The organism is Amycolatopsis japonica (assembly GCF_000732925.1).
In the GTDB taxonomy this organism is placed as follows: domain Bacteria; phylum Actinomycetota; class Actinomycetes; order Mycobacteriales; family Pseudonocardiaceae; genus Amycolatopsis; species Amycolatopsis japonica.
The window spans coordinates 8,060,480-8,084,513 of record NZ_CP008953.1; the positions used below are offsets into that span (position 1 = coordinate 8,060,480).

Here is a 24,034-nt window from a genome sequence, read left to right on the forward strand (position 1 = left end):
GTATTCGCGCGTCTGCCGCAGGTCGTATCCCGATGTCTGTCGCGAGAGGGATCCGCGAGGCCCCGATCCGGGATTACGCTCGGCCGGTGCTCTCCTTCCTCAGGAATCACCCGAAAGCCGTGGACATCGGGCTGACCGTGCTCATCGGACTGTCCACTGTGGTCTCGGCCGACGATCCGGAGGGCTTCGACTGGTGGCTGACCTCGTTGGTGTCCTTGGCTTCCCTGCTCGTCCGGCACCGCAATCCCACGATCACCTTCGCGACCGGCGCGACGGTCTCACTCCTGCATCTGGCCATGGGCAACGATCTTCGCCCGGTCGACGTCGTGGCGTTGATCGGTCTCTTCTCCGTCGCGGCGTGGGGGTCGCGACGGCTTTCGTTCGCCTTGCTGGCGGCGAGCCTGCTGGTCACCGGGGCGTGGGCGATCCACGCCGCCGACGCGAATACGCGGGAACCGGCTCCGCCACCGCCGCGGATCATCATCATCGATCGGCTGGCACCTCCCGGCCCCGAAGACGACCAGGTGCAGGACTGGGGCGGTTTCGCCGGCATCGGGTTGTCGCTCGCGGTGGCGTGGCTCGCCGGGCTGAACACACGGCAGCGCCGGATCCGCCTTTCGGTGCTGGAACAGCGGGCCGCCGACCTCGAACGCGAGCGGGACACCCAGGCCGCGCTGGCCGTGGCCGCCGAACGCGGCCGCATCAGCCGCGAGCTGCACGACGTCGTCGCACACGCGCTTTCCGTGGTGGTGTTGCAGGCGCAGGGCGCCCAAGCCGAACTGGAACGGCGGCCGGAACGGACGCGGGAAGCGCTCGACGCCATCGTCGGCACCGGACGGACCGCGTTGGGCGAGATCCGGCGCCTGCTCGGCGCGCTCGGCCAGGACGAGCCCGATTGGGAGCCCCAGCCGGGCGCGGAACGCCTGCCGCGGCTGGCCGCCGACATCCGTTCCGCGGGGACGCCGGTCGAGTTCCTGGTCGAAGGGGAACCCCGCCCACTTCCGTCCACAGTGGACTTGGCGGCGTACCGGATCGTGCAGGAAGCGCTGACGAACGTGCTGAAACACGCCGGTCCGGCGGCGTCGGTGACTATCGTGATGCGGTATGGGCCCGAGACGCTGGAGATCGAAGTGACCGACGACGGCATCGCGACGGAAGAGCCGTCCGGCGCCGGGCACGGCCTCGAGGGCATGCGGGAGCGGGTGAACGTCCTGGGCGGCACCTTCGACGCGGGACCGCGTCCGGAGCGCGGCTTCGTCGTCCGCGCGACCCTGCCGTCATGACCATCCGGGTGGTAATCGCCGACGACCAGTCGCTCGTGCGCACCGGCCTGCGGATGATCCTGGACAACGCGGACGACATCGACGTCGTCGGCGAGGCGGGTGACGGGGCGGAGGCCGTCGCGCTGGTGGCGGACCTCGATCCGGACGTGGTGCTGATGGACATCCGGATGCCCGAGATGGACGGCGTCGAGGCCACCGCCGCGATCGCCGCGGCCCACCGTGCCCGTGTCCTGGTGCTGACCACGTTCGACCTGGACGAATACGTCTACGCCGCGCTCCAGGCCGGGGCCAGCGGCTTCCTGCTCAAGGACGCGCTGGCGCCGGATCTGCTCTCCGGCGTCCGCGTGGTCGCCTCCGGCGAGGCCACTCTCGCGCCGACCGTCACCCGGCGGCTGCTCGACCGCGTCGTCACCGGCCTGCCCGCGGCGCCGCCGGACGACCGGCTCGCCCTGCTCACCGGACGGGAGAACGAGGTGCTGCAGCAGCTGGCCAGGGGCCTGTCCAACGCCGAGATCGCCGAACTGCTGTTCCTCTCACCGGGGACGGTGAAAACGCACGTCGGCCGCATCCTCACGAAGCTCGGCCTCCGCGACCGCGTCCAAGCGGTCGTGTTCGCCTACGAATCCGGGCTGATCAGCCGCTGACCGCGGCGGGCGCGCGCCAGTGCTTGCCTCGGCGGGGCCGCCGGTGCTGGCCACGCCTGCCGAGATCACCGAGGGCGTCCAGAGGCCGTGCGGCGAATTCCTCGGCCGTGATGCCCATCCGCACCAGGTACTTGATCTCGCCGCGCACGACTTCGGTGTCGGCCAGCCTGCCTTCCTCGCGGAAGCCGAGGCCGCCGTGCAGCGAGAGCGACGCGAGGTTGCCGCCGTACACGCTGACCTCGCATTTGCGGAAGCCGCGCTGTCCGAACATATGCGCCAGCAGGACGGTGATGGCGTCCGTGGCGTAGCCGCAGCGCTGGTGGCGCGGCGCGATCCCGATGCCGTAGCCGAACCGGCCGGTCGCCGGGTCGGCGCCGATGGTGCAGACCGAGCCGACCAGCATGCGGCCGCGCACGGTCTCGATACCGAAGTGGATGTCGTCGCCGGCGGACCCCGAACGGTGCGAAGCCCAGTGCCGGTGCCCGCCGCCGATCAGCGGCGTCGCCTCGCGGGCCATGTCGCGGTCGAAGCCCATCAGGACCCGGCGGTCCCGGAGGCCGACCTCGCGCAACCGCACCTTCCGCCCGACCTGCTCGGGCTCCAGGGCGGAGCGGCTCACCGCGTCCGGCCGCACGGGTGCTCACGAACGATCACAAGCATGCTTCGACGATATCGGTAGCCGAAACGCCCGAAGGCCCCCACCCGGTACGGATGGAGGCCTTCGGCGTGAAGAAAGTCAGATGGCGACGACGCGCTGGGCCTGCGGGCCCTTCTGACCTTGGCCGATCTCGAACTCGACGCGCTGCCCCTCGTCCAGGGACTTGAAACCGCTGCCCTGGATCTCCGAGTAGTGCACGAAAACGTCCGGTCCGCCGTCGTCCTGAGCGATGAAGCCGAAGCCCTTTTCGCCGTTGAACCACTTAACGCTGCCCTGAGCCATACTTTTTTACCTGCTCTTCATAGCGAGTCTGAGCCCATTCGATGCCCCGATCTCGCCGTCCATTGTCGCAGGTCTTGCCCGTTTGCACACGCTGCCATCCCGAACCGGGTCATTTCCCCAGGTCAGCGTCGACCTTCCCGGCCGCTTGACCTTGACGCTGCGTCAGGGTCGGAGCCTTGCCGCATGACGAACACACCCCCTGTCGGAGGACTCCAAGAGATCGACGAGCACCGCCTTTTCGTGCACCGATCGGGTGAAGGTGGGCCCGCCGTCGTGTTCTTGCCGGGCGCCGGCGCGGTCGGCCTCGACTACTTCGGCGTCCAGCAGGAGGTCGCGCGGTTCACCACCGCCGTGGTGTACGACCGCGGCGGGACGGGCCACAGCGACGCCCTCCCCCTGCCCCGCACCGCCGCCGCGGTCGCCTCGGAACTGCGCGAGCTGCTGGTCAGCCTGGACATTCCCGCCCCGTACGTGCTGGCGGCGCACTCACTCGGCGGCCTCTACGCGCACCGGTTCGCGCAGCTCTATCCGCGCGACGTGGCCGGGCTGGTCTTCCTGGACGCCCTCCATCCCGACTGGGACGACTTCATGCCGCCCGAGGCGAGCCTGTCCGCGGCCGGGCGGCCGTCACCCGGTCCGGATCGCGCCGCCCTTCGCACGATGTACGCCGAGCTGCGCGAGGACTACCCGGAAGACGTGCGCGAGGCGCTCGTCGACGCCAAGGTGAGCGACGAGTGGCTGCGCATCGGCGCCGCGGAGCGCACCGGGCTGGTCGCACTCGCCACCGAACTGCGAGCCGGGCCGGAGCTGCCCGACGTCCCGGCGATCGCGCTCACCGTCGTCGCGCATCCGCCGAAGGAGATCGACGAGGCCAAGCTGAAGATGGACGCGGCCCGGGTCGGCGGGTTCTCCCGAGGGGAGCAACGCGTCCTCACCGACACACTGCATCATCGGCTCTGCTTCGATCGCCCTGACGCGGTGGTCCAGGCGATCCGCGACGTCGTCGACGGCATTTAGGCTCAAGAAGAGGAGGACGGGTGCTCACGATCGGCCAGCTCGCGGCGACCGCGGGCGTGACCGTGCGCACCGTCCGCCACTACCACCACATCGGCCTCCTGCCCGAGCCCGAACGGGACGCCTCCGGTTACCGCCGCTACACCGCGCAAGCGGCGGTGGACCTCATCCGGATCAGGACCCTCGCCGACGCCGGGGTGCCGCTGGCCCGCGTCGACGCGCTGCTGCACGCGGAACCCGCCGAGTTCGCCGCCGCCATTTCCGACATCGACGCCGAACTCCGGCGCAAGATCGACCGGCTCGCCGAAAACCGGCTCCGGATCGCCGAACTGACCGGCGGCGAGCGGCTCGTCCTGCCGCCCGACGTGGTCGCCCTCCTGGAGCGGATGCGCGGTCTCGGCGTCAGCGAGCAGCGGGTGCTGCTCGAACGCGACGCGTGGATCCTGATGCGGGCGCTGGATCCCCGCGCCGTACCGGAACGGGTGCGGGAGAAGAACGCCGCCTTCGACGATCCCGAGACGCTCCGCGTGTACCTCGCGTGCGATCAGGCCGTCGGATGGGACCCGCGTGATCCGCGCCTGGACGCGCTCATCGACGACCTGGACGCCTGGGCGGTCGAACACGAACGGCGGGGCGGCCGTCCGGGGTACGGCGAGCTGGTGGTTTCCCGTGTCTCCGAGGCTTCCCCTGCGTGGCAACGCGTTGTCGGCGAACTCGCCCGGCGCCGCGCCGAGCGCGGATAGTTCAGAGTCCCCGGCCGGCCTCGCTCACCCGTGCGCGTCGGGCTCCGAGCCGATCCGATAGGACACCGGCCTGCCTTCCTCGTCGCGCACCTCGACCGGTTTGCCGTCGGCGTCCACGATCTTGCCGTCGACGATCTTGTCGCCGTTTTCGAGCCGAGAGAAGGCTTTCAGGTCGGAGTAGTCGATCACCCTGGTCGCCGTCGCGAACACCGACGGATCACTGCCCGCCTTGGCCGGCTTGAGGTGGTTGAACAACAGGTTCAGCACGACGGCCGTGAGCGCGGCGGAGCTGATCCCCGAATGGAAGATCGTGCCGACCCACGCCGGGAAGTGGTGGTAGAACTCCGGTGCCGCGATCGGGATCATGCCCATCCCGACCGAGGCCGCGACGATCACCAGGTTCATGTTCCCGTTGTAGTCCACTTTGGACAGAGTCTTGATACCGGACGCGGCGACCGTGCCGAACAGCACGAGACCGGCACCGCCCAGCACCGGATACGGGATCGCGGCCACCACGCGGCCGAGCACCGGGAGCATGCCGAGGATCAGCAGGATCACGCCGCCGGCGGTCACCACGAACCGGCTCCGGATCCCGGTGATCGCGACGAGGCCGACGTTCTGGGCGAACGCGCTCTGCATGAAGCCGTTGAACACCGGTGCGATCGCCGAGGACGCCATGTCGGCGCGCAGCCCGTCGCCGATCCGGCGTTTGCCGACGCGGGTGTCGACGATCTCGCCGACCGCGAGGATGTCGGCCGTGGTCTCCGTGAGGGTCACCAGCACGACGATGAACATCGACACGATCGCGGCGACGTCGAAGGTCGGCATACCGAAGGCGAACGGCGTCGGTACCGCGAAGATCGGGCCGTCCCAGACCTGGGAGAAATCGGCCTTGCCCAGCACGGCGGCCAGTACGGTGCCCACCACGATCGACAGCAGGATCGAGAGCCGGGAGATCGCCGGGACGGCGACCTTGCTGAGCAGCAGCACGATCGCCAGTGTCATCGCGGCCAGGCCGACGTTGGAGACCGAACCGAATTCCGGCGATCTGGTGTTGTTGCCCATCGCCCATTGGGCCGCGACCGGCATCAGGCTGAGCCCGATCACCGTGATGACCGTCCCGGTGACGACCGGCGGGAAGTACTTCACCAGCCGCGAGAACACCGGCGTGATGAGCAGGCCGAGCGCCGCGGAAGCGATCACCGAGCCGAAGACGGCGGGCAGCCCGCCGTCCGCGACGATCGCGGTCATCGTCGCCACACCCGCGAAGGAAGTGCCCTGGACCAGCGGCAGCCGGGAACCGAAGAAGGGGATGCCGAACGACTGCAGGATCGTCGCCAGCCCGCCGATGAACAGGCACGACGCGACGAGCAGCCCGATCTCCGCCGTCGAAACGCCCGCGGCACCGCCGATGATCAGGGGCGGCGCGATGATCCCGCCGTACATCGTCAGGACGTGCTGGATGCCGTAAGTGAAACTCTTGCCGATCCCGAGCCGTTCGTCCTCGGGCCTGCCGCTCGCGGCCGTTTCGGCCTGCGTCCTCTTCACCATGGATCCGCCTCTCGGTAGAAGCGAGCGATGCCGGGCAATTTCAGTCTGCGGAGGTTAACTTCCACATAGCAGAAGTTGCAAGACCCTGCCCGTACGGGTCGTCCTTCCGGCGCGCGGACAAAGATCCTTTCCCGCACAAGGAGCCGGGGCGCGGCGATGGTAGAAACGCCTGGCCCAGTCGGCGAGATCCCGAAGGCAGGAAGACGGCACAACATGGCGAATCCGCTGGTCGCTGAACGTGAGGACTCCACCAAGGGGCATACCGGCGTTCCGCTGCTGGAATCGGCGAACGACCTCAAAGAAGGCATCGAGAAGGGCGACTGGGCCGCCGTCGCGATGGGTGCCGTCGGGACGGCTCTCGACGCGCTTTCGATGGCCATGGATCCGTTCGGGTCGATCCTCGCCGCGGGCGTCGGCTGGCTGCTCGAACACGTCGGCCCGCTGTCCGACGCGCTCGACGCCCTGACCGGCGACGCCGACCAGATCAAGGCGCAGGCCGAAACCTGGGCCAACATCGCCAAGGAACTCGGCGCCGTCGGCACGGAACTGACCGACCTGGTCAAGGCCGACCTGCAGACCTGGGCCGGTGACGCGGCGGACCGCTATCGCGAGCGCTCGGCGGACACCGTCAACGTCCTCACGGCCGCGCAGAAGGGCTGCGAAGGAGCCTCCAGCGGGGTCAAGACCGCGGGCGAGGTCGTCGCCGCCGTCCGCACCCTCGTCCGCGACATCATCGCCGAACTCGTCGGCCACCTCATCAGCTGGGCGCTGCAGGTGCTGTTCACCCTCGGCATCGGGCTGACCTGGGTGGTGCCGCAGGTGGTGACCGCGGTCGCCAAGACCGCCGCGAAGATCGCCGACATCACGACCAAACTCGTCAAGGCGCTCAAGGGCCTGATGCCGCTGCTCAAGCGGGCCGACTCGCTCTTCGACGACGCGGCGAAGGCCCTGCGCAAACTGAAGGGCGGGAAGGTCGACGCCCCGCCGCCGCCCAAGACCAAGGGCGGCAACGATCGCGGGCTCGACCCCAAGAAGGACAAGGATCCCGACGAGGGCACCACCAGTTCCAGCGCCGACGGCAAACCCGACGGTGGCAACAACAACGGTGGCGGCAACTCCAACGACAAGGGCACCAACACCAAGTCCGACAACGACCAGACGAACAGCAGCGGCGCCGGCGGCGGGGGCGACCGGGACCGGGGCGGGAACAACGACACCACCAAGAAGGACGGCAACGGGGACCGCTCGACGTCTTCGGATTCCAAGAACTACTGCGGTGACCCCGTCGACGTCGCGACCGGTGAGGTCGTCATGAAGCAGGTCGACGTGACGTTGCCCGGCGACGCGGCGGAGCTGGAGCTCTCGCGCACGCATCTCTCGTCCTACACCGCCGGACGCTGGTTCGGTCCTTCTTGGACGTCCACAATGGACCAACGACTGGCGTTCACGGGCGACCGGGTCTTGTTCTACGCCGAAGACGGCATGGTGCTCACCTATCCCGTTCCGGCGGCCACGCCCGTGCTGCCGATGCAGGGGCCGCGGCACCGGCTGCGCCGCGCGGCGGACGGGTACCGGCTGTCGATGGGCGATCGCGAACTGCGTTTCGCCGGTGCGGGCCGGATCCTGCCGCTCGTGGCCATCGAGCAGAACGGCGGGCGCACGGAATTCGCGTACGCGGCCGACGGCTCTCCCATGGGACTCCGCCGCGACGACGGCGTCGAAATCGCGATCGGCACGGCGAACGGGCGGATCGTCGCGCTCGGCGCCCCGGGTCAGCCGCCGCTCGTGCGCTTCGCCTACAACCGGCACGGCCAGCTGAGCACGGTCACGGACTACGCCGGGCGCCCGATGACGCTCGACTACGACTTCGGGCACCGGCTCGTCGGCTGGAAGGACCGCACGGGCACCTGGTACCGCTACGTCTACGACGACGCTGGACGCTGCGTCCGCGCCGTGGGCGCGAGTGGTTACTACAACGCGACGTTCGCCTACGAGCCCGGCGCGACCCGGCACACCGACGCCGTCGGCCACACGTGGACGTATCGCCTCAACGACGCCAAGCAGTTGATCGAACGCATCGATCCGCTGGGCAACTCCCAGCGCTACAGCTGGAACCGGCGCGACGAGCTTTTGTCCACAGTGGACGAACTCGGCCGCGAGACCGGTTACGAATACGACGAACACGGCGAACTGGTGGCCGTCCACCGGCCCGGCGGGGAAACGGTGTCGCTGGCACACGCCGAGGGCGAGGTCCGGCTCTCGGCGGGAGACGTCCGGCGGACGGTCCCCGCGTTCGATCCGGCCACCACCCTCACCGGCACCGGGCTGCCGATGGAGATCCCGGACGCGCCCGACCCGCTCACCGACGCCCCCGTGACGGATCGCCCCGGCGATCGCGACCTGTTCGGCCGCCCGCGGCTCGCGTACACGGCGTCCGGTGGTGCGGCGAAGCTCGGATGGACGGCCGACGGCCGCCGCGCGTGGCGGCTCGGCCCGGACGGTGGCCGTGAGACGTGGGTGCACGACGCGGAAGGCCGCGTCGTCGAGCACCGCGACGCGACCGGAGCCGCGCGGCGCCGCAAGTACGGCCCGTTCGGCCTCGTCCTGGAGGAGACCGACGCGGCGGGCGCGCGCACGTTGTTCACCTACGACGGCGAACTGCGGCTCACCTCGGTGACGAATCCGAACGGCCTCACCTGGCGCTACGTCCGCGACGCCGCGGGACGGCTCGTCGAGGAGACCGACTACGACGGCCGCCGGATCGGCTACACCTACGACGCCGCCGGGCAGCTGCTTCGTATGACCAGCAGCACGGGCGACGTGACCGAGTACTTCTACGACCTCCAGGGCAACGTCGTGGCGCGGCGTACTCCGGACGACGTCACCCGCTACGAATACGACGCGCTCGGCAGGTTGATCGTCGCCGAGAACATCGAGTCGCGGGTCGAGATGACACACGACGACAGGGATGAGGTCGTCGTCGACACGATCAACGGGCTCGGGGTGTGCTGGCGCCGCGAGGGCGACGTGCTCCTGCGCCGGACATCGTCCGGTGTGGACAGTGAGTGGCGGTTCACCGAATCGGGACTGCCGCGGTCGCTGAAGATCGCCGGGCACGAGATCGAATTCGGCTACGACGACGCCGAACGCGAGATCACGCGCAGCGTCGACGGCGCTGTGGTGCTCCAACGGCGCTTCGACGCGGAAGACCGGCTCGCCGAAGAGGAGGTCGCGGGGGTCGGGAAGCGCGTGTACGGCTACCGCCCGGACGGCAGGCTCGCCGCCGTCGACGACGCGATCCGGCCGTGGCGACTCGCCTTCGACGCCGCGGGCCGGGTCAGCGAGGCACGCGGACCAGCCGGCGTCGAGCGGTTCGCCCACGACGCGGCCGGAAACCTCACCCACGACGAGGGCGTCTACGACTCCGACGAGCGGGGCCGCGTCACCGGCGACCGATCCTGCGCCTACGAGTGGGATCACCTCGACCGGCTGCGTTCGGTGCGCACTCCCGACGGCGCGTTCTGGACGTACCACTACGACCCGCTCGGGCGGCGGTTCGCCAAACGCCGGTGGCTGATCGATCAGGACGGCGAGGCCGAACTCACGCACGACGTCCGCTTCCTGTGGAGCGGGATGAACGTGGTCGAGCGCATGGACTACGACCCCGCCGACGAGTCGTACCGGCTCTTCACCTGGGAACGCTACGACGACGACCGCCCGGTCGCGCAGATCGAGCGCACCGGTGCCGCGGAAGCCGTGGCGTTCCGCGCCGTGATCACGTCGCCGGCGGGCACGCCGACCGAGATGCTCGACGAACGCGGCACGCTGGTCTGGCAGGACCGCAGCAGTTTCTGGGGTGTGCCGCTGCCCGGCGCGGACACCGCGTCGATGCCGCTGGCCTTCCCCGGCCAGCACCGCGACGAGGAAACCGGGCTGCACTACAACGTTTTCCGGTACTACGACCCGCGGACCTCGCGCTACCTCAGCCAGGACCCGCTCGGCCTCGCGGCCGCGCCGAACCCCGTCGGCTACGTCGATCAGCCGCTGCTCGTCGGCGACCCGCTCGGCCTCGCCGGCACCTGCGGCAAGAACGGGCCTGGCAGCCAGCCGCGGCCCCAGCCCGCCGGACCCAGCGGGCAACCCCAGCCGTTGCGGAGGAGCCCGCGGAAACCTCCCATCGACGTCGACAAGATGTCGAAGGAGGAGTTCGAGAAGTTCAAGCCGAAGCTCGACGAGATCCTGAAGGCGGACAAGCACTTCTTCTGGTCCGGCGGTACCAAGAAACGCAAACGCGGCGAAGAGGACGAGTACCTCGGCTCGATCGAGGAGAAGGCCACCAAGATCGCGAAGCAGAACGGCGGCAACACCCTCGAGGGCACCCTCAAGGACAACAACATCAAGATGCCCGGGTGGATCAACGATCCGAAGGACCCGAGGAGGCCGCTCGTCCAGGAGAAGTGGGACTACGTCTCCGAAACCTTCGCCAAGAACTCCAACAAGGACACGCACGTGGTCTTCCCCTACTGGCCGGGCAAGGGGCACGACATCTACCCGCATCGCCGCGAGGACAACGTCTTCGACGTGACCGAGTACCCGCGGCTGGAAAAGATGGGGATCGACGACATCACCAAGCACAACGCCGAGACCGGCCATACGCGCCCGTACCGGCACACCAAGTGACGTTGCCTCTGACGGAGCGCTTTGGTATACCAAAGGGAGCTCGTCGAGAAAGGTGCTCCCTTGTTGATCCGTGACGTCCGCCCCTGGGGTGGACAGCGCAGCGACGTCGAAGTGGCCGATGGCCGGATCACCGCGGTACGGCCGCACGATCCCGCCGCCGAGACGGCGCCGGACACCGTCGACGGTCGCGGGCGGCTGCTGTTCCCGTCGTTCAGCGACGTGCACGTCCACCTGGACTCGACGCGGATCGGCCTGCCGTTCCGGCCGCACACCGGCGCGCCCGGCGTATGGGCGATGATGCTGAACGACCGCGAGAACTGGCGAAACGCCGAGGTCCCGCTGCCCGAGCGTGTCGCCGGGACGCTGGAGCGGATGATCGCCAACGGCACCACCCGCGTGCGCACCTACGCGCAGGTGGACGTCGACTGCCGGCTCGAGAAGCTCGACGCCGTCCTCGCCGCGAAGGAGCGCTTCGCCAAGCACGCGGACGTCGAGATCATGGCGTTCCCCCAGGCCGGGATCCTGCGCGAGCCCGGCACCGTCGACGTCCTGGAGGCCTCGCTGCGCTCGGGCGCCACGGTCGTCGGCGGGATCGACCCGTGCTCGCTCGACAAGGATCCCAAGGGGCATCTCGACGTCGTGTTCGGGCTCGCCGAGAAGTACGGCGTCGAGGTCGACATCCACCTGCACGAACCCGGCCACCTGGGCGTGTTCTCCACCGATCTGGTGATCGAACGGGTCCGCGCGCTGGACATGCGCGGCAAGGTCACCCTGTCGCACGCGTACGAACTGGGCTCGATCTCGGAATCGGTGAGCCGCCGGCTGATCGACACGTTCGCGGAACTGGACATCGCGATGGCGACCGTCGCGCCGTCGACCGACGGTCAGCTGTCGCTCGCGGACCTCACGACCGCCGGTGTGCGCGTTGGCCTCGGCGAAGACGGCCAGCGGGACTACTGGAGCCCGTACGGCAACTGCGACCTGCTCGACCGCACCTGGCAACTCGCCTTCACGAACGGCTTCCGCCGCGACGACCTGATCGAGATGGCGCTGGCCGTCGCCACGATGGGCGGCGCGTCGATCATGAGCCACGACGTCCCGCGGCCGGCGGGCATCGCCGACCGGCCGGGGGTGGCCGTCGGCGACCGTGCCGACCTCGTGCTGGTGGACGGCGAGACCCCGACGAGCGCGGTGATGGACCGGGGCAAGGACCGCACGGTGCTGCACGACGGCGTCGTCGTGGCGGACGGGCTTTCGGTGGTGGGTTAAACCGTTGGCGCCCGATCGCGGCCGCTGCTAGCTTGCCGGAGGCCGTGCGAGCGAACGAGGAGGTGGTACCCGTGGACATTTCGACATGGGTGCTCCCCTCTGGGGTCACGGTCGGGCGATAGGTCGTCCGGGAGCGCCGTTTCACGAGCACTCCCGAAAGGCACGACCATGCACTTCACTTCCGAAAAACGCCTCGAAGACGGTGTCCTCGAGCGCGGATTCACCCTCGGCGAGATCCCCGGCGTCCTGTGGACCCCGGAGTCCACGGAGCCGGTCCCGCTGATCCTGATGGGCCACCCCGGCGGACTGGGCAGGATGCACCCGCGGCTCGTGGCCCGGGCCCTCGCTTGCGCGGCGGATGGCTACGCGACGGCCACCATCGAGCTCCCCGGAGCCGGTGACCGGCCGCGTTTCACCGTCGTCGACGAGGCCCGCGCCGATCTTCAGCGCGTGCTGAAGGCCGGCGAGCCGGTCACCGACGACATCGTCGACCGGCTCGTCCTACCGCTGGTCGAAACGGCCGTCCCCGAATGGCGGGCCACCCTCGACGCGCTCCTCGCACTGCCTGAAATCGGCGGCCCGGTCGGGTTCTCGGGCGGGGTGATCGCCATCGGCACGCGGCTGGCGTTGGTCGAGCCGCGCGTCGAAGCCGCCGTCCTGTTCGCCGGGAGTTATGTGCCGCGCAGCATCCTCGAAGAGGCGCGGCAGGTCACCATTCCGCTGCACGTCCTGCTCCAGTGGGACGACGAAGGGAACGACCGGCAGCAGGCGCTGGATCTGTTCGACGCCTTCGGCTCCCAGGAGAAGACGTTGAACGCCAACATGGGCGGGCACACGGGCGTCCCGTCGTTCGCCGGGGAAGCCGCGGGCCGGTTCCTCGCCCGGCACCTGAAGTGACGTCCGGGGCCGCGGGCGGTACCGGCCGCGGCCCCGGCTTCAGGCCGTATCTTGAGCGGAACCGCGACGATCCGACCGGAGTGCGGAGTGGACGAACGAACGCGAGAGATCCTGTGCGGTCTGAGGACGAACCCGGCTTTGCCCGGCCCTCTGCGCGCACTCCTGCCCGCTCCACCCGTGGCGACGGCACCTGACACGACGTGGCACGACGTCGATCCGGACGTCGCGCGGGCAGCCGATCCGACCACACCCTCGGACGAGGTGCTCGCGTTGCTGGACCACGACAGCGCGCTGGTCCGGTGGACCCTCGCCGGTCGTCCGGACCTGCCCGGTGAGGTCCACGCGCGGCTGGCCGCCGATCCCATCCCGGGTGTCCGCGCGGACCTCGCCGCCAATCCCGCCGTGGTGTCGGAGCCGATCCTGCGCGGACTGGCGAACGACGAGGACGCGGACGTTCGGCGAAGCGTGGCGCACAACCCGTCCGTCCCGCTGGACGTCCTCACCCGCTTGGCCGACTCGATCCGGATCGGGCCGAGCCTGTTGCCTCGCGTCACGGCGGCGACGGACGAGGAACTGCGTCTTCTCGCGGCAGCACCGTCCGCACGGGTCCGCATGCTGGTCGCCGAGCGCGTCGCACTGCCCGCGGACGTCTTCGAACGACTCGTGACGGACGACGACATCCGTGTCGTCAAAGGAATCGCGCCGCACCCCGCGCTGTCGGCGGACCGGCTGTGGGCACTCGCCGAGCGGCACGGGCCGAGCCTGTTCCGCAGGCTCGCGACGAACCCCCACTGCGACCCGGACCTGCTGCATCACATGGCACACAACGCCACCGCACGCCGGATCTACCGCGCGGTCGCCGAACACCCGAACACGCGCGGGGAAACGTTGCTGCTCTGTCTCGGGGACGATGTCGCACGACGGTGGGCCGCGGCGCACCCGAACCTGCCGGCCGACGTCTTGATCGGACTCGTGGAGGACCCGAGCCTGGCCGGATGCGCGGCCGCCAACCCGTCACTCCCCGTCGAAGTGATGGAACGGCTGATCGCTACTTACCGCCATAACGGGTGACGACGGGCTTCTGTGCTCACCCATGCCGGTCGTGGCTGTCGTCTCCTTCGAGCCGAGCGAAAACGATGACGTTGTCGCGATACGAGCGCACGGCTCGGTCGAAGGAACCGCCGCAGGTGATCAGCCGCAGTTCCGGGCCGGCGGTGCGGCCGTAGACCTCCTTGGTGGGAAAGCGATCTTTGGGGGCGTGGATGGTCCGGCGCACCACGAAGGTGACGACGGAACCGTCCGCGCGTTCGACGGTGACGCGATCTCCCGGCGCGAGTTCGTGCAGCCGGTAGAAGATGCCGGGCTGGGACGCGCCGTCGACGTGACCGACGATCACCGCGGGCCCGGTCTGGCCGGGCGCCGGTCCCGGCTCGTACCAACCCGCTTGCATCGGCGTGGTCACCGGCGGGGTCCGCATACGGCGGTTCGCGTCGAGGCCGAGCTCGATCAGCGACGAGTCGGCGCCGAGTCTGGGGATGTGCACCGCGACCGGGTTCACGCGGACCGCGGGATCGACGACCGTCCTGGCCGGCATCACCGGCGGTGAGGACGGTCGTGGGGCCGCCATGGCAGGCGCGGGCGGAGCCGGCATCGGGTTCGTGGTCAGGCTGATCACCAGCCCCATTGCCGCCGCGGCGGCCAAGGCCGAGGTGATCGCGCCGAACCCGGGACTCGGCCGGTCCTTGCCTCGGCGCAGCTGCCGACCGGCCTGCTGAAGTGTCTCCCAGCCGACGCCGACGATGATCACGAAAGACGCGCTCACCACGGCGAAACCGGTGTTGCCCGGCAAGAACGTGACGGCGGCCAGCATCCACGCCAGGCCGACCAGGGCGAGCAGGAGCAGCCGGGTCCGGATGGTTTCGACAGCCATGCCTCTCCAGTCGTCGAACGAGGAGGGATGGTGTGGTGTGGCCGGGGCAAGGCCACACCACACCGTTCCCCCTATCGGAAGCGACGACGGCGCGCGGCTGCCGCCGTCACCATGAGCAGGGCGATCACCAGGAACGCCAGTCCGCCGCCGACGGGCCACTGATCGTCAGCGGTCCCGCCGCCACCGGCCTCGACGGCACCGGCGGGCACCGGGTATCCGGCGTCGACGTGCTCGCCGGAGGCGCCGTGGAGGGACGCTTCCGCCGAACCGCTGTGCGCTCCGGCCGCGTGGGAAACGAGACCGCTCCCCACCATGACCACTCCCTGACCGGCACCCACGGTGCCGTGCCCGGAGCCACCGGTCTGGTGACCGGTCGTGCCGCCGGTTCCGCCGCCGGACGGCGGACCCGGGTGGGTTCCGGGGTCACCATGCGGGTCGCCGGTGCCCGGTACCGGCATCGGAGCCGGTGCCGGAACGGGTACCGGTGCCGGGCCGGCGGGGGCGAGGTAAGCCGTGCCGGTGGCGCCGGCCTGCTCACCGTTCGCCGTCGTGCCGGTGACCGTGACCGGTGCCGCGGTGGTGTCCGCGGACGGCGTGAACGTTCCCGTGCACACGGTGCTTTCCTTGGCGGCCAGAGTGCTGTCACCGCAGGTCAAGGCACCATTGGGAGTGGTGCTCTCGACGTTGCTGACCGTGCCGGTGCCGGAGTTCGTCACCGGCACGCTCACCGTCGCCGGCTGCCCGGCGGTGACCGGTACCGCGTTGCCCGGCGATCCGGCGTCAGTGCCGTTGACCGTGGGAGTGCCCATGGTCAGGTCGCACGAACACCCGGTGTCGCTGCCGGTACCCGGTGCGGGTGCCGGGCTGACGGCCGGCGCGAGGTAGGCGGTGCCGGTGGTGCCGGCCTGCTCACCGTTCGCCGTCGTGCCGGTGACCGTGACCGGTGCCGCGGTGGTGTCCGCGGTCGGCGTGAACGGCCCGGTGCACACGGTGCTTTCACTGGCGGTCAGCGTGCTGTCGTAACAGGTCATCGCACCGTCGGCGGTGGTGCCGCTGACGTTGCCGACCGTGCCGGTGCCGGTGTTCGTCACCGGCACTGTCACCGTCGCCGGTTGGCCGGCGGTGACCGGTACGGCGTTGTCCGACGATCCGGCGTCGGTGCCGTTGACCGTGGGCGTGCCCATGGTCAGATCGCACGAACACCCGGTGTCCGCCGGCGTCGACGTGGTCGTGGCGGTGGTGTCGGCGCCGGCCGTGCTTTCGCCCGCGGCGTCGGCCGATGTCGCCGCTACCGGGGTCGGCAGCGGCTCGACCGCCGGCAACGTCGTGACGTCACTGGCGGCTCCGCTGTCCGACGACGCGGTCGAGGCGGTGCCGGTCGTTGTCGCCTGCCGCGGCTGCACGAGCCCCGACACCAGCGATGTCACGGTGTTCAGCGGGCTGGTGCCCGCGGTCGTCTCGGTCATTTGGTTACCGGGTTCAGGAGGATCGGTGCCCTCCTCGGCGTGGGCCACACCCACGCCGAGGAGCATCAAGCCACCTGCGAGCAACCCGGCCTGAAGGGACCGTTTTACCCAGGTACGCATGGGAAACCTTTCCAAGTTCTGCTGAGTTGATCAGTGCTCTCGGCGGTGTCCGGTCTGTCAGTGGGTTCCGGTGCCGGTGGCGGACGATTGCGGCTGGTGGCCCCCGGTCGACATGGCCGGGTCGCAGGTGCACACACCGGTGGTGGTGTAGCTCTGCGAGAAACCGACGGTCGAGGTGTTGCCGGAAGCGTCCTTACCGGTGAAGGTCGCCTTCACCGCTTTGGCACCGGGACTCGCGGTGAACGTGATCGTGCACTGAGTGCTGGCACCCGGCGCGAGCGTCGTCCCGTTGCAGGTGACCCGGCCGTTCTGCGAGGTGCCTCGCAGGTTGGCGATCGGCGCGGTGCCGGTGTTGGTCATCTGCACCTTGACGGTGGACGTGCTGCCGGCGGGCACGGTCGCGGTCGAGTTCGAGCCGACCACGGCGCCGTTGACCGAAGGCTTGCCGGTGATCGACAGCTTGCCCGCACCCGCTTGCGTACCGGTGTAGAAGATCCGGCAGGCCTTGCTCTGCTGCGTGCCGTTCGGACCCGACACGGTGAAGTTGAACTGCGCGGTGTTCGAGCCCGGCCGCGCGGTCGTGGTGACCGTGCAGCGGGCCGTGCTGCCCGGCGCCAGCTGGGCCGAGCCGCAGTTCAGCTTGCCGAGCGAGGTGTTGCCACCCAGCCCGGACACCGGGACGGTGCCGTTGTTGGTCACCGGGATCGTGATGGTGACCGGGCTGCCCGACGGAACGTTCGGACCGGGGGCGCTGCCCGCGGCCTTCCCGTTCACCAGCGGGGTACCGATGGAGATGCTCGCCGACGGCTGCGGCGTCGGGTGCGGCTGCGGGACCGGAACCGGCTGCGGCGTCGGAACCGGAACCGGAGTCGGCTTCGGCGTCGGCTGCGGGACCGGCTGTGGTTTCGGGGTCGAGCCCGGAACCACGTTGCCCAGCAGACCGGTCACCGGCGAGAGAATCCCGCCGACACCCGGCTGCCCGGCGCCGGGCAGACCCGGCAGGCTCGGCAGACCAGGCAGCCCCGGGAGCGGCGTGCCAGGAGCCGGGGTACCGGGCATGTCAGGAGCAGGCTTGCCCACATAACGGATCGTCATCTCCGTGCTGACGGTCGAGCCGTTCGGCTTGGTGCCGGTGATCGTCAGCTTCGCGCTCTGCGAACCCGGCTTCGCCGGGGCCGTGAACGTGTAGGTGACGGTGCCGCCCGGCGCGACCGAGGTCGCGGACGGGGTGACGGTGCCGCCGGGGAACGAACCGCTCAGGTTGGTGAGCGTCTCGGTGCCGGTGTTCGTGAAGGTGACCGAACCCGAGACCGGCGAACCGGCCGGGATGGTCGGACCCTCGCCCGAGATCGGCGTGCCGCCGATGGCCGGAACGCCCGGTCGCAGCGGAGACGACCCCGGGGTGCCCGGTTTGGTGGGCGAACCGCCGAGAACGCCGCCCAAGGCAGGACCGACGAGCGGCAAGCTCCCGGTCGCCGTGTCACCACCCGAGCCGGGCAGGCCCGGCATGCCGAGCGACTCGAACGTCTTGATGTTGTCGGTGACCTTCAGGACGTCCAGGACCGCGGCCGGGTCGCCGCTGCTCACCTTTTCGAACGCGGTCTGCCACAGCAGGCGCATGGCGTCGAAGTTGTTGCCCGCGAAGGACAAGTACTCATCCGGGGTGAACACCGTGTCGGGGCCGAGCCGGTTCATGATCTCGGCGACCTGGAGGGTGTTGTAGAGGTAGTCCGGTGCCAGGACCCTCGCCGGGTCGGGAACGCTCGGCATCCCCTTCTGGACGAAGTTGACCACCTTCTCCGGCGTCGGCAGCCGGGACATGTCGACGGCCATGGTCTTGGTGTCGATGGGCAGCCCCATGCCGCCGCATCCCGTCGCCATCGTGAGGTAGTCGGTGCCGTGGCCCCGCACATGCGAGGGGTTGAAGATCGGGATCCAGCCCAGCGGTCCGCCGTACGCGTCGATGACCGGCATATGCGAGTTGCCGATCGCACCGCTGGCCATGGACAGGATCAGGTTCTTGTACGCCGGGTCCGTGTGGTAGGTCAGGGCGTGCGAGTTGCTGCCCAGCAGCGGGATCCCGTCCTCGTTCTTCCACATGTGCTGCAGGAAGAAGTCGCACGCGTCGCCGCCGCCCTCATGGGTGGTGTCCCCGGTCGAGTGGCCGCCGGACTGATTCGGGTCGACGGACGTCTGCTTCGTCTCGCCGCCGAACAGGCCGCCGGTGAAGACGCCACCGCTGAGCACGTCGCCGCTGAGGAACTTGCCGACGGTCGGGATCTGCGCTGTCGGGAGGTCCCCCGTGGGGACCGGGCTGGAGGTGCCGCTCGTTCCGGAAGCACTCACCGACGAGCCGGGCTGAGAGCTCGTGAGCAGTGAGGTGGTGTCCGTTCCGGAAAGGCCGAGGCCGTCGAGGCCCGGCAAGGAAGCAGCGGCGGTGTTCGTGACCAGTCCGACGATCGCGAAGGTCGCGGTGAGCGATATCGCCGCCCCGCGCAGTACGCGGTTCGATCGGCGGGAGAACGGATTTGCCGGGGAAAGGCCGATTGGGGCCCGTCCGCCGGGGACATCGGCGCGATGGCGCCGAGTCCGACGTGTGATTTTCATTTTCAACGCTCCAGTTCATGAGCGCCTGCCGATAAAATCGGCATGGCGGTTGACGTGTCTGCTGAGAAAAGGGGTTTGTTCACCGACAGCCCTGGACACCGAACCGTTTGATGGAGGTAGTGGCAGCGGGAGCTACAGACTGGCGATTTCAGCCCATGAGTTCGCGAGCCTGCCGTCGAGTTGCACCTCGGCGGTCCTGCTGTCGCTACCGATCAAAGAATTCACTTCGTGGCCGACACGTCAGTCAGGCGACACTGGAGGTTGCTGCGCGCGCTTACGCAGCGGAGCGATGTGATCCGGGCCGACACTCCAGCAGGCGATTCGCTGGTCGTGGGCGGACCTCCCGGGCAGCACAATCGCGCCTTGCGCGTGGCCACCGTTGGAGCCCGCCGACGAAGTGCCGGCGCCGGGCCCGACGGCGCCGATGGGCGCTGCCGGGAAACCAAGGGGAAGGCGGTCGACCGGGCGCTGCGAGCCGATGTCGGCAAGCGCCGCCGTCGCGGTCGGCCACTGGAACGAGGACGCCTCGTGCGGCCCGTTCACGCAGAACGCGCAGTCGCCGTCGAGCGGAGCCGCCGGGGCGGACACCACCGGCAGGTCCACCGCCGTCGAGGTCTGCGGCGCAGCCGAAACCGGCTCGCGGTGCGTTTCCGGGTCGGGCCGCAGGTGGGGCGGCTCCGGCTGCGAGCCCTCCGTCGCCGTGATCGTGACGACGCCCGGCACGCTGATCCGGGGCTGCAGGCCGGTGCTGGAAACGACCGGCGCGAGCGCGGACACCGTGCCGGTGAGCTTGGTCGTGATCGGGTTGTCGAGCGTGCGGTTCACCGTGGTGACGGTCTCGCTCACCGCGGTGTCGACAGCCTGGGTGAGCGCGGTCGTCATCGCGGTGACCTGCTCGATCGCCGGAGCCAGCGCCGGCGCGGCCGAGCCGACCAAGGCCGTGGTCCGCCCGGCGGTCGTGTTCACGAGGGAGATCGCCTTCGTCGTGATCGGCGAGGTCGCGATCCGTGCGGCTGGCTCCGTCTCCTGGACGCCGACGGTCGCGAGTTCGCAACCCGGCGGCGCCGTGGCGGGGTCACCTGGATCGCATCCGGAATCGGCGGCGACAGCGGTCTCGAAGGCGTTCATCACGGCGAAACCGGCGAGGATGAACGCACCGAGCAGAACCGCGCGGCAGACCACGGCGAAGCAACTCGCCCGCCGCGAGGCGGGCTCGCGAAGACCGCGTGAAACGGGCGCCGTGCCCATTCCACCGTCGGTCGTTCGCAGCCACACCATCGCACTCCACCATTTCCGGCTTACTCGAAGGTTTGCCCCAACAGCAGACAGTAAGGACCCGTCAGGCAATAGGGAACTGCCACTTACGGGACCCGCGGCCGCCACTCCTTACAGTCTCCCCCGCCGCGAATGAACCACTCTCCGTCGGAGCCGTAACGCGGAAAATTCGACCTTATGACCACGATCGGGTGAATCGAAATAGTGGCGGTCAACTGCTTGTCGAAATCCCAGCCCAGGGTCGAGGGTCACAGTTCGATAACTCGACATCGGGTGCCGGAAATTTTTGATCATCCCGCGTAAGAGAATGTGCGAACCGGCGTTCCACGGACATGGAGGCCGTGTTCGATCCCCGAAACGAACGCGATCGCGATCGATCCTCGGAAAGGACGGCCGCGGTGGCGATAGTGGTCTACGCCGACCGGCCGAGTACGCGCCACGGGATCGCACGGTCCCTGCGGGGCGCGCCGGGGATCGGGCGCGTCGAATGCGCCGCGACCGCCGAGGAACTCGTCCGCGGCTACACGCGCGCGCCCGCCGACGTGGTGCTCGTCGCGGTCCGGCCGGACGAGCCGACCGGTCCCGCCGCCGCGGCGGCGTTACTGTCGGTCGCCCCCGACGCCGCGGTGATCATGTTCGGGTCGTTCGGCACGGCCGCCGGGGCGCTGGTGCCCGGTATCGGCGGATTCCTCCGGAAGTACGACGGCCTGTACCCCGAACCGGCCGCCGCGCCACCCGACGCCGAACGCCTTCGCCTGTCCGAACGTGAACTCCAGATCCTCTGGGGTATGGCACAGGGGAAACGGAACATCCAGATCGGCGCCGATCTCGCGCTCTCCGAAGACAGCGTCAAGACCCACTGCAAACGAATCTTCCGCAAGCTGGGCGTCCACGATCGCGCCGAAGCGGTCGCCATCGGCTTCCGCGCCGGTTTCCTTTCCTGACCCGCACGGGCCGGGCGGGGCGGCGCCCGGCCCGTGCGTGCCGTCAGGCCAGACGGACCTGGAAGACGGCGACCCGGGCGTCATGCCCGTCCACGCGCATGTCCACGGTCTTGGTGTCGATGAACTGTTCCTGGACGACGCCGTTGCCCGCCAGCCAGTTGATGCGGTCGATCCCGGTGCCGAAGCACCGGCGCTCCGCGTCCAGGCCGGTGGCCTTGTAGTAGTTCGGGTTGTTGGTGTCCGCGGTCCAGAAGACCAGGCGCCCGACGTTGTGGTGCGCGAGCACGCGACTGGCGTGGATCCTCTTGTGCTCGTTCCACTCGTCGCGCAGGTCGGCGCGCTGGTCGCCGTTGTACGCGTTCGCGATGTAGTGCGAGTTGATCAGCGCGAACTGGAGCGTCGGGTGGCTCTGGTGACGCACCACGACCTCGTTGATCCAGCGCGGCGGGGTCACCCCGGTGATGCCGCCGTGCACATACGTGGTCTTCGCGCTCGCCACCTCCCACGGCTGCGGGATCGAGATCGGGATCCGGAACGACGTGTTGTGGCGCAGGAACGCGTTGTTGTACAGGGGCCCGAAGTAGTGATCGATCATCGCGGGCTCACCGGTGTCGCCCTCGTTGATCTCCTGCCAGCCGACCAGGGGCCGCACCAGGGAGTCACAGTTGCGGACGGCGTCGATCGCGGCCTCGCGCGCCCCGAGGTTGTCGCGGCCGATGTTGGCGGTGACGATCGGCAGCCGGATCCATCCCGTCGCGGCGGAAGCCGTACCGGCACCGGCGACCATGGCGCCGAGCGCGACACCTCCACCGAGAGCGAGCGCCTTGCGTCTGTTGAGCATTCCGGACACAGCAGATTCCCTTCTCGCGCTGTCACAACGGGACACAGCCCGTGAAAGTGTCACAGAATGCGGCGCTGTTGTGACCCCTGTGCGCCAAAACTGCCGCTTCCCGGTCAGCGCGCCACCCCGGTCGCCGGGCTCGGCCGGGACCCGCCCCGGCGCGGCGAGCAGCCACCTCCCGCACCGCCTATCGCACGATCGAATATGCGGGCGCCGGCCGGGAAATGGCCACAATGGACGGTGAACCGAAATACCGGGTAGCACTTCTGAAGAAGACACCCCTATGCGGCGGGTCCATTATTGGAGGACCGCAGCCACCGGCCGCAGGAAATGCGACAAGAGGATCCGGCTGAGGTGAGACGACAAAAAGGAGGTGACGGAAGATGAAGATCACGGTCAAGGTGCAGCGCACCGAACTCCCGGTCAAGAAGATGCTGCTGTGTTCGCACACCATCTGATCGACTGAGCCGCCGATGGCCTATATCGGCGGCGCAGTCGAGTCGTGGCGGCCCATCGGGTCGGCTTGAAATCAGGCCGATCGTCTCCAGCGATGACCGCCGGATTCGATGAGACCACTGCGGAGGGGTCGACTTCCTTCGACCCCTCCGCAGTGTACCTGTGTTGTGCCCGAGGAGGAACAGGACGATGGAGCTGCGACGCGCCCGCTCCCTGGTGGGGTATTGGGTGAACGGGGACCTCGTCCTCGACGATTATCTGGCGGTCACCCCCGAAGACGGCGAGAAGCAGGGCATCGCCGTCGACGGCACGGCCGTGGAGCTGCTCAACCGCTTCGAGGAGTGGACCGATCCCGAGTCTGTGACCAGGGATTTCAACGGCTACGACCCCGCCTCCGTCGCGGAGGCCGTCGAGGCGCTCGCCGGTGCCGGCCTCCTGCGGACCAAGGAAGAGGCCGCCGACGAAGACCTCATGCTCGACAAATGGAGCTCATGGGGACCGTCGGCGCAGTTCTTCCACTTCGGCACCAAGGACACCGCGTACATCACGCATGAACGCGCCGCCAGCGACGCCGAGGTAGCGGCATGGCGCGTGGCCGCCCGTACCGAAATCGAGGAAAGCGGCCCGCCGCCCGAGCCCTTCACCCGGCGCCCCGACGCGAAGCGCATCAGGCTGACACGGGCCTTCCTTCCGCTGCAGCGAGATTTCGGCGACGTGTTGCTTTCCCGCCGGACGCATCGTCATTTCACGACGGACGCGGTTCCGCTGCGCAGCTTTTCCACCATTCTGCATTACACGTTCGCGCCGATGCATTTCTTCGACGCCGGTGTGCTGGGCACGCTGACTCTGCGGACCAGCCCCTGTGGAGGCGCGAGGCACGAGAGCGAATGCTACATCGTCGTCCGCAACGTCGAATCCATTCCGCCCGGGCTTTACCGGTACTCGCAGGACGACCACAGTCTCGAAGTGGTCTCGCAGGAATTCGGTGACGAGGAACTGAACCGGCTCGTCTTCGGGCAGCGGATGATCACCACCGCGGGCTTCGTCGTCTTCCTCACCCTGAACGTCCACCGCGCGATGTACAAATACCGCAACGCGCGGATGCTCCGAACGGTGCTGCTCGACACCGGGCACCTCGCCCAGACCTTCGCCCTGTGCACCACCGCGGTCGGCCTGGGGCCGTCACAGAACGACGCCTTCCGCGACACCGAGCTGGAAGCCGCGCTCGGCATCGACGGCGCGGGCGAGACGGCGCTGTACGTCCTCGGCGCCGGCGTCCCGGCTCGCCGGGCCGACGGCATGCCGGTGAGTGACACCCCGGAAGAAGTCGAGCGCCGGATCACCGAGGGCGCCAAGAACCAGTAGAGGAGGAGG

The 24,034-nt window shown here is 69.2% G+C and carries 18 protein-coding genes; 10 read left to right on the forward strand and 8 right to left on the reverse strand.

What is annotated here, in order from left to right; all coding sequences use genetic code 11:
• Nucleotides 1-86 precede the first annotated feature (86 nt).
• Entirely contained in the window at nucleotides 87-1,283 is a 1,197-nt protein-coding gene (locus AJAP_RS37335) for a sensor histidine kinase (protein ID WP_038520346.1), read from the forward strand.
• Entirely contained in the window at nucleotides 1,280-1,927 is a 648-nt protein-coding gene (locus AJAP_RS37340; RefSeq protein WP_038520348.1) for a response regulator, read from the forward strand. The genes AJAP_RS37335 and AJAP_RS37340 overlap by 4 nt, the downstream gene beginning before the upstream one ends.
• On the opposite strand, the gene AJAP_RS37345 is transcribed toward AJAP_RS37340, so the two are convergent.
• Nucleotides 1,917-2,561, reverse strand: a complete 645-nt coding sequence (locus AJAP_RS37345; protein WP_038520350.1) for a GNAT family N-acetyltransferase — start codon at nucleotides 2,559-2,561, stop codon at nucleotides 1,917-1,919. The two genes, AJAP_RS37340 and AJAP_RS37345, sit on opposite strands and share 11 nt — an antisense overlap.
• Before the next feature lie 102 nt (nucleotides 2,562-2,663).
• Complete coding sequence (locus AJAP_RS37350; RefSeq protein WP_005149851.1) at nucleotides 2,664-2,867, reverse strand: cold-shock protein; 204 nt, start codon at nucleotides 2,865-2,867, stop codon at nucleotides 2,664-2,666.
• A 183-nt stretch (nucleotides 2,868-3,050) separates the two neighbouring features.
• Here AJAP_RS37350 and AJAP_RS37355 point away from each other — a divergent pair, with 183 nt between their 5' ends.
• Both AJAP_RS37355 and AJAP_RS37360 read left to right on the forward strand, forming a co-directional pair.
• Nucleotides 3,051-3,884, forward strand: a complete 834-nt coding sequence (locus tag AJAP_RS37355; protein WP_038520352.1) for an alpha/beta fold hydrolase — start codon at nucleotides 3,051-3,053, stop codon at nucleotides 3,882-3,884.
• Between the two features lie 20 nt (nucleotides 3,885-3,904).
• Entirely contained in the window at nucleotides 3,905-4,624 is a 720-nt protein-coding gene (locus AJAP_RS37360) for a MerR family transcriptional regulator (protein ID WP_038520354.1), read from the forward strand.
• Between the two features lie 24 nt (nucleotides 4,625-4,648).
• Here AJAP_RS37360 and AJAP_RS37365 read toward each other — a convergent pair whose 3' ends face one another.
• Complete coding sequence (locus AJAP_RS37365) at nucleotides 4,649-6,175, reverse strand: nucleobase:cation symporter-2 family protein (protein ID WP_038520356.1); 1,527 nt, start codon at nucleotides 6,173-6,175, stop codon at nucleotides 4,649-4,651.
• Between the two features lie 213 nt (nucleotides 6,176-6,388).
• On the opposite strand from AJAP_RS37365, the gene AJAP_RS37370 reads away from it, so the two are divergent.
• The 4 genes from AJAP_RS37370 (at nucleotide 6,389) to AJAP_RS37385 (ending at nucleotide 14,092) form a co-directional block, all read left to right on the forward strand.
• Nucleotides 6,389-10,855 (forward strand): DUF6531 domain-containing protein, encoded by a 4,467-nt coding sequence (locus AJAP_RS37370; RefSeq protein WP_051972706.1) that lies wholly within the window; start codon nucleotides 6,389-6,391, stop codon nucleotides 10,853-10,855.
• A 60-nt stretch (nucleotides 10,856-10,915) separates the two neighbouring features.
• Complete coding sequence (locus tag AJAP_RS37375) at nucleotides 10,916-12,124, forward strand: amidohydrolase family protein (RefSeq protein WP_038520358.1); 1,209 nt, start codon at nucleotides 10,916-10,918, stop codon at nucleotides 12,122-12,124.
• A 168-nt stretch (nucleotides 12,125-12,292) separates the two neighbouring features.
• Nucleotides 12,293-13,021: a dienelactone hydrolase family protein gene (locus AJAP_RS37380; protein ID WP_038520360.1), complete on the forward strand. Its 729-nt coding sequence runs from the start codon at nucleotides 12,293-12,295 to the stop codon at nucleotides 13,019-13,021.
• A 177-nt stretch (nucleotides 13,022-13,198) separates the two neighbouring features.
• On the forward strand, nucleotides 13,199-14,092 hold the full coding sequence (locus tag AJAP_RS37385; RefSeq protein ID WP_148311621.1) for a hypothetical protein: 894 nt from the start codon (nucleotides 13,199-13,201) through the stop codon (nucleotides 14,090-14,092).
• A gap of 16 nt (nucleotides 14,093-14,108) precedes the next feature.
• Here the strand turns inward: AJAP_RS37385 and AJAP_RS44985 are convergent, their stop codons facing one another.
• The 4 genes from AJAP_RS44985 to AJAP_RS37405 form a co-directional block, all read right to left on the reverse strand.
• Nucleotides 14,109-14,951: a class F sortase gene (locus tag AJAP_RS44985; RefSeq protein WP_228694763.1), complete on the reverse strand. Its 843-nt coding sequence runs from the start codon at nucleotides 14,949-14,951 to the stop codon at nucleotides 14,109-14,111.
• A 71-nt stretch (nucleotides 14,952-15,022) separates the two neighbouring features.
• The gene (locus AJAP_RS37395) at nucleotides 15,023-16,417 is read right to left on the reverse strand and encodes a hypothetical protein (RefSeq protein WP_038520362.1); all 1,395 of its coding nucleotides are present in this window, start codon (nucleotides 16,415-16,417) and stop codon (nucleotides 15,023-15,025) included.
• A 177-nt stretch (nucleotides 16,418-16,594) separates the two neighbouring features.
• Nucleotides 16,595-19,144, reverse strand: a complete 2,550-nt coding sequence (locus AJAP_RS37400) for a COG1361 family protein (protein ID WP_148311622.1) — start codon at nucleotides 19,142-19,144, stop codon at nucleotides 16,595-16,597.
• A gap of 240 nt (nucleotides 19,145-19,384) precedes the next feature.
• Nucleotides 19,385-20,422, reverse strand: coding sequence for a hypothetical protein (locus tag AJAP_RS37405; protein WP_038520366.1), 1,038 nt, complete (start codon nucleotides 20,420-20,422; stop codon nucleotides 19,385-19,387).
• 395 nt (nucleotides 20,423-20,817) lie between these two features.
• Between AJAP_RS37405 and AJAP_RS37410 the strand changes: the two genes are divergently transcribed.
• Nucleotides 20,818-21,363, forward strand: a complete 546-nt coding sequence (locus AJAP_RS37410; RefSeq protein WP_038524599.1) for a response regulator transcription factor — start codon at nucleotides 20,818-20,820, stop codon at nucleotides 21,361-21,363.
• A gap of 43 nt (nucleotides 21,364-21,406) precedes the next feature.
• Here AJAP_RS37410 and AJAP_RS37415 read toward each other — a convergent pair whose 3' ends face one another.
• Complete coding sequence (locus AJAP_RS37415; RefSeq protein WP_038520368.1) at nucleotides 21,407-22,204, reverse strand: hypothetical protein; 798 nt, start codon at nucleotides 22,202-22,204, stop codon at nucleotides 21,407-21,409.
• Between the two features lie 645 nt (nucleotides 22,205-22,849).
• Between AJAP_RS37415 and AJAP_RS37420 the strand changes: the two genes are divergently transcribed.
• On the forward strand, nucleotides 22,850-24,025 hold the full coding sequence (locus AJAP_RS37420) for a SagB/ThcOx family dehydrogenase (protein ID WP_051972710.1): 1,176 nt from the start codon (nucleotides 22,850-22,852) through the stop codon (nucleotides 24,023-24,025).
• The last annotated feature ends 9 nt before the right edge of the window (nucleotides 24,026-24,034 follow it).

Bases quoted from the DNA above. Each gene is read 5' to 3' on its own strand.
- AJAP_RS37340 (WP_038520348.1), top strand. From the start codon at position 1,280: ATGACCATCCGGGTGGTAATCGCCGACGACCAGTCGCTCGTGCGCACC.
- AJAP_RS37350 (WP_005149851.1), bottom strand. From the start codon at position 2,867: ATGGCTCAGGGCAGCGTTAAGTGGTTCAACGGCGAAAAGGGCTTCGGC.
- AJAP_RS37355 (WP_038520352.1), top strand. From the start codon at position 3,051: ATGACGAACACACCCCCTGTCGGAGGACTCCAAGAGATCGACGAGCAC.
- AJAP_RS37365 (WP_038520356.1), bottom strand. From the start codon at position 6,175: ATGGTGAAGAGGACGCAGGCCGAAACGGCCGCGAGCGGCAGGCCCGAG.
- AJAP_RS37370 (WP_051972706.1), top strand. From the start codon at position 6,389: ATGGCGAATCCGCTGGTCGCTGAACGTGAGGACTCCACCAAGGGGCAT.
- AJAP_RS37380 (WP_038520360.1), top strand. From the start codon at position 12,293: ATGCACTTCACTTCCGAAAAACGCCTCGAAGACGGTGTCCTCGAGCGC.
- AJAP_RS44985 (WP_228694763.1), bottom strand. From the start codon at position 14,951: ATGGCTGTCGAAACCATCCGGACCCGGCTGCTCCTGCTCGCCCTGGTC.
- AJAP_RS37395 (WP_038520362.1), bottom strand. From the start codon at position 16,417: ATGACCGAGACGACCGCGGGCACCAGCCCGCTGAACACCGTGACATCG.
- AJAP_RS37400 (WP_148311622.1), bottom strand. From the start codon at position 19,144: ATGAAAATCACACGTCGGACTCGGCGCCATCGCGCCGATGTCCCCGGC.
- AJAP_RS37405 (WP_038520366.1), bottom strand. From the start codon at position 20,422: ATGGTGTGGCTGCGAACGACCGACGGTGGAATGGGCACGGCGCCCGTT.
- AJAP_RS37415 (WP_038520368.1), bottom strand. From the start codon at position 22,204: ATGCTCAACAGACGCAAGGCGCTCGCTCTCGGTGGAGGTGTCGCGCTC.
- AJAP_RS37420 (WP_051972710.1), top strand. From the start codon at position 22,850: ATGGAGCTGCGACGCGCCCGCTCCCTGGTGGGGTATTGGGTGAACGGG.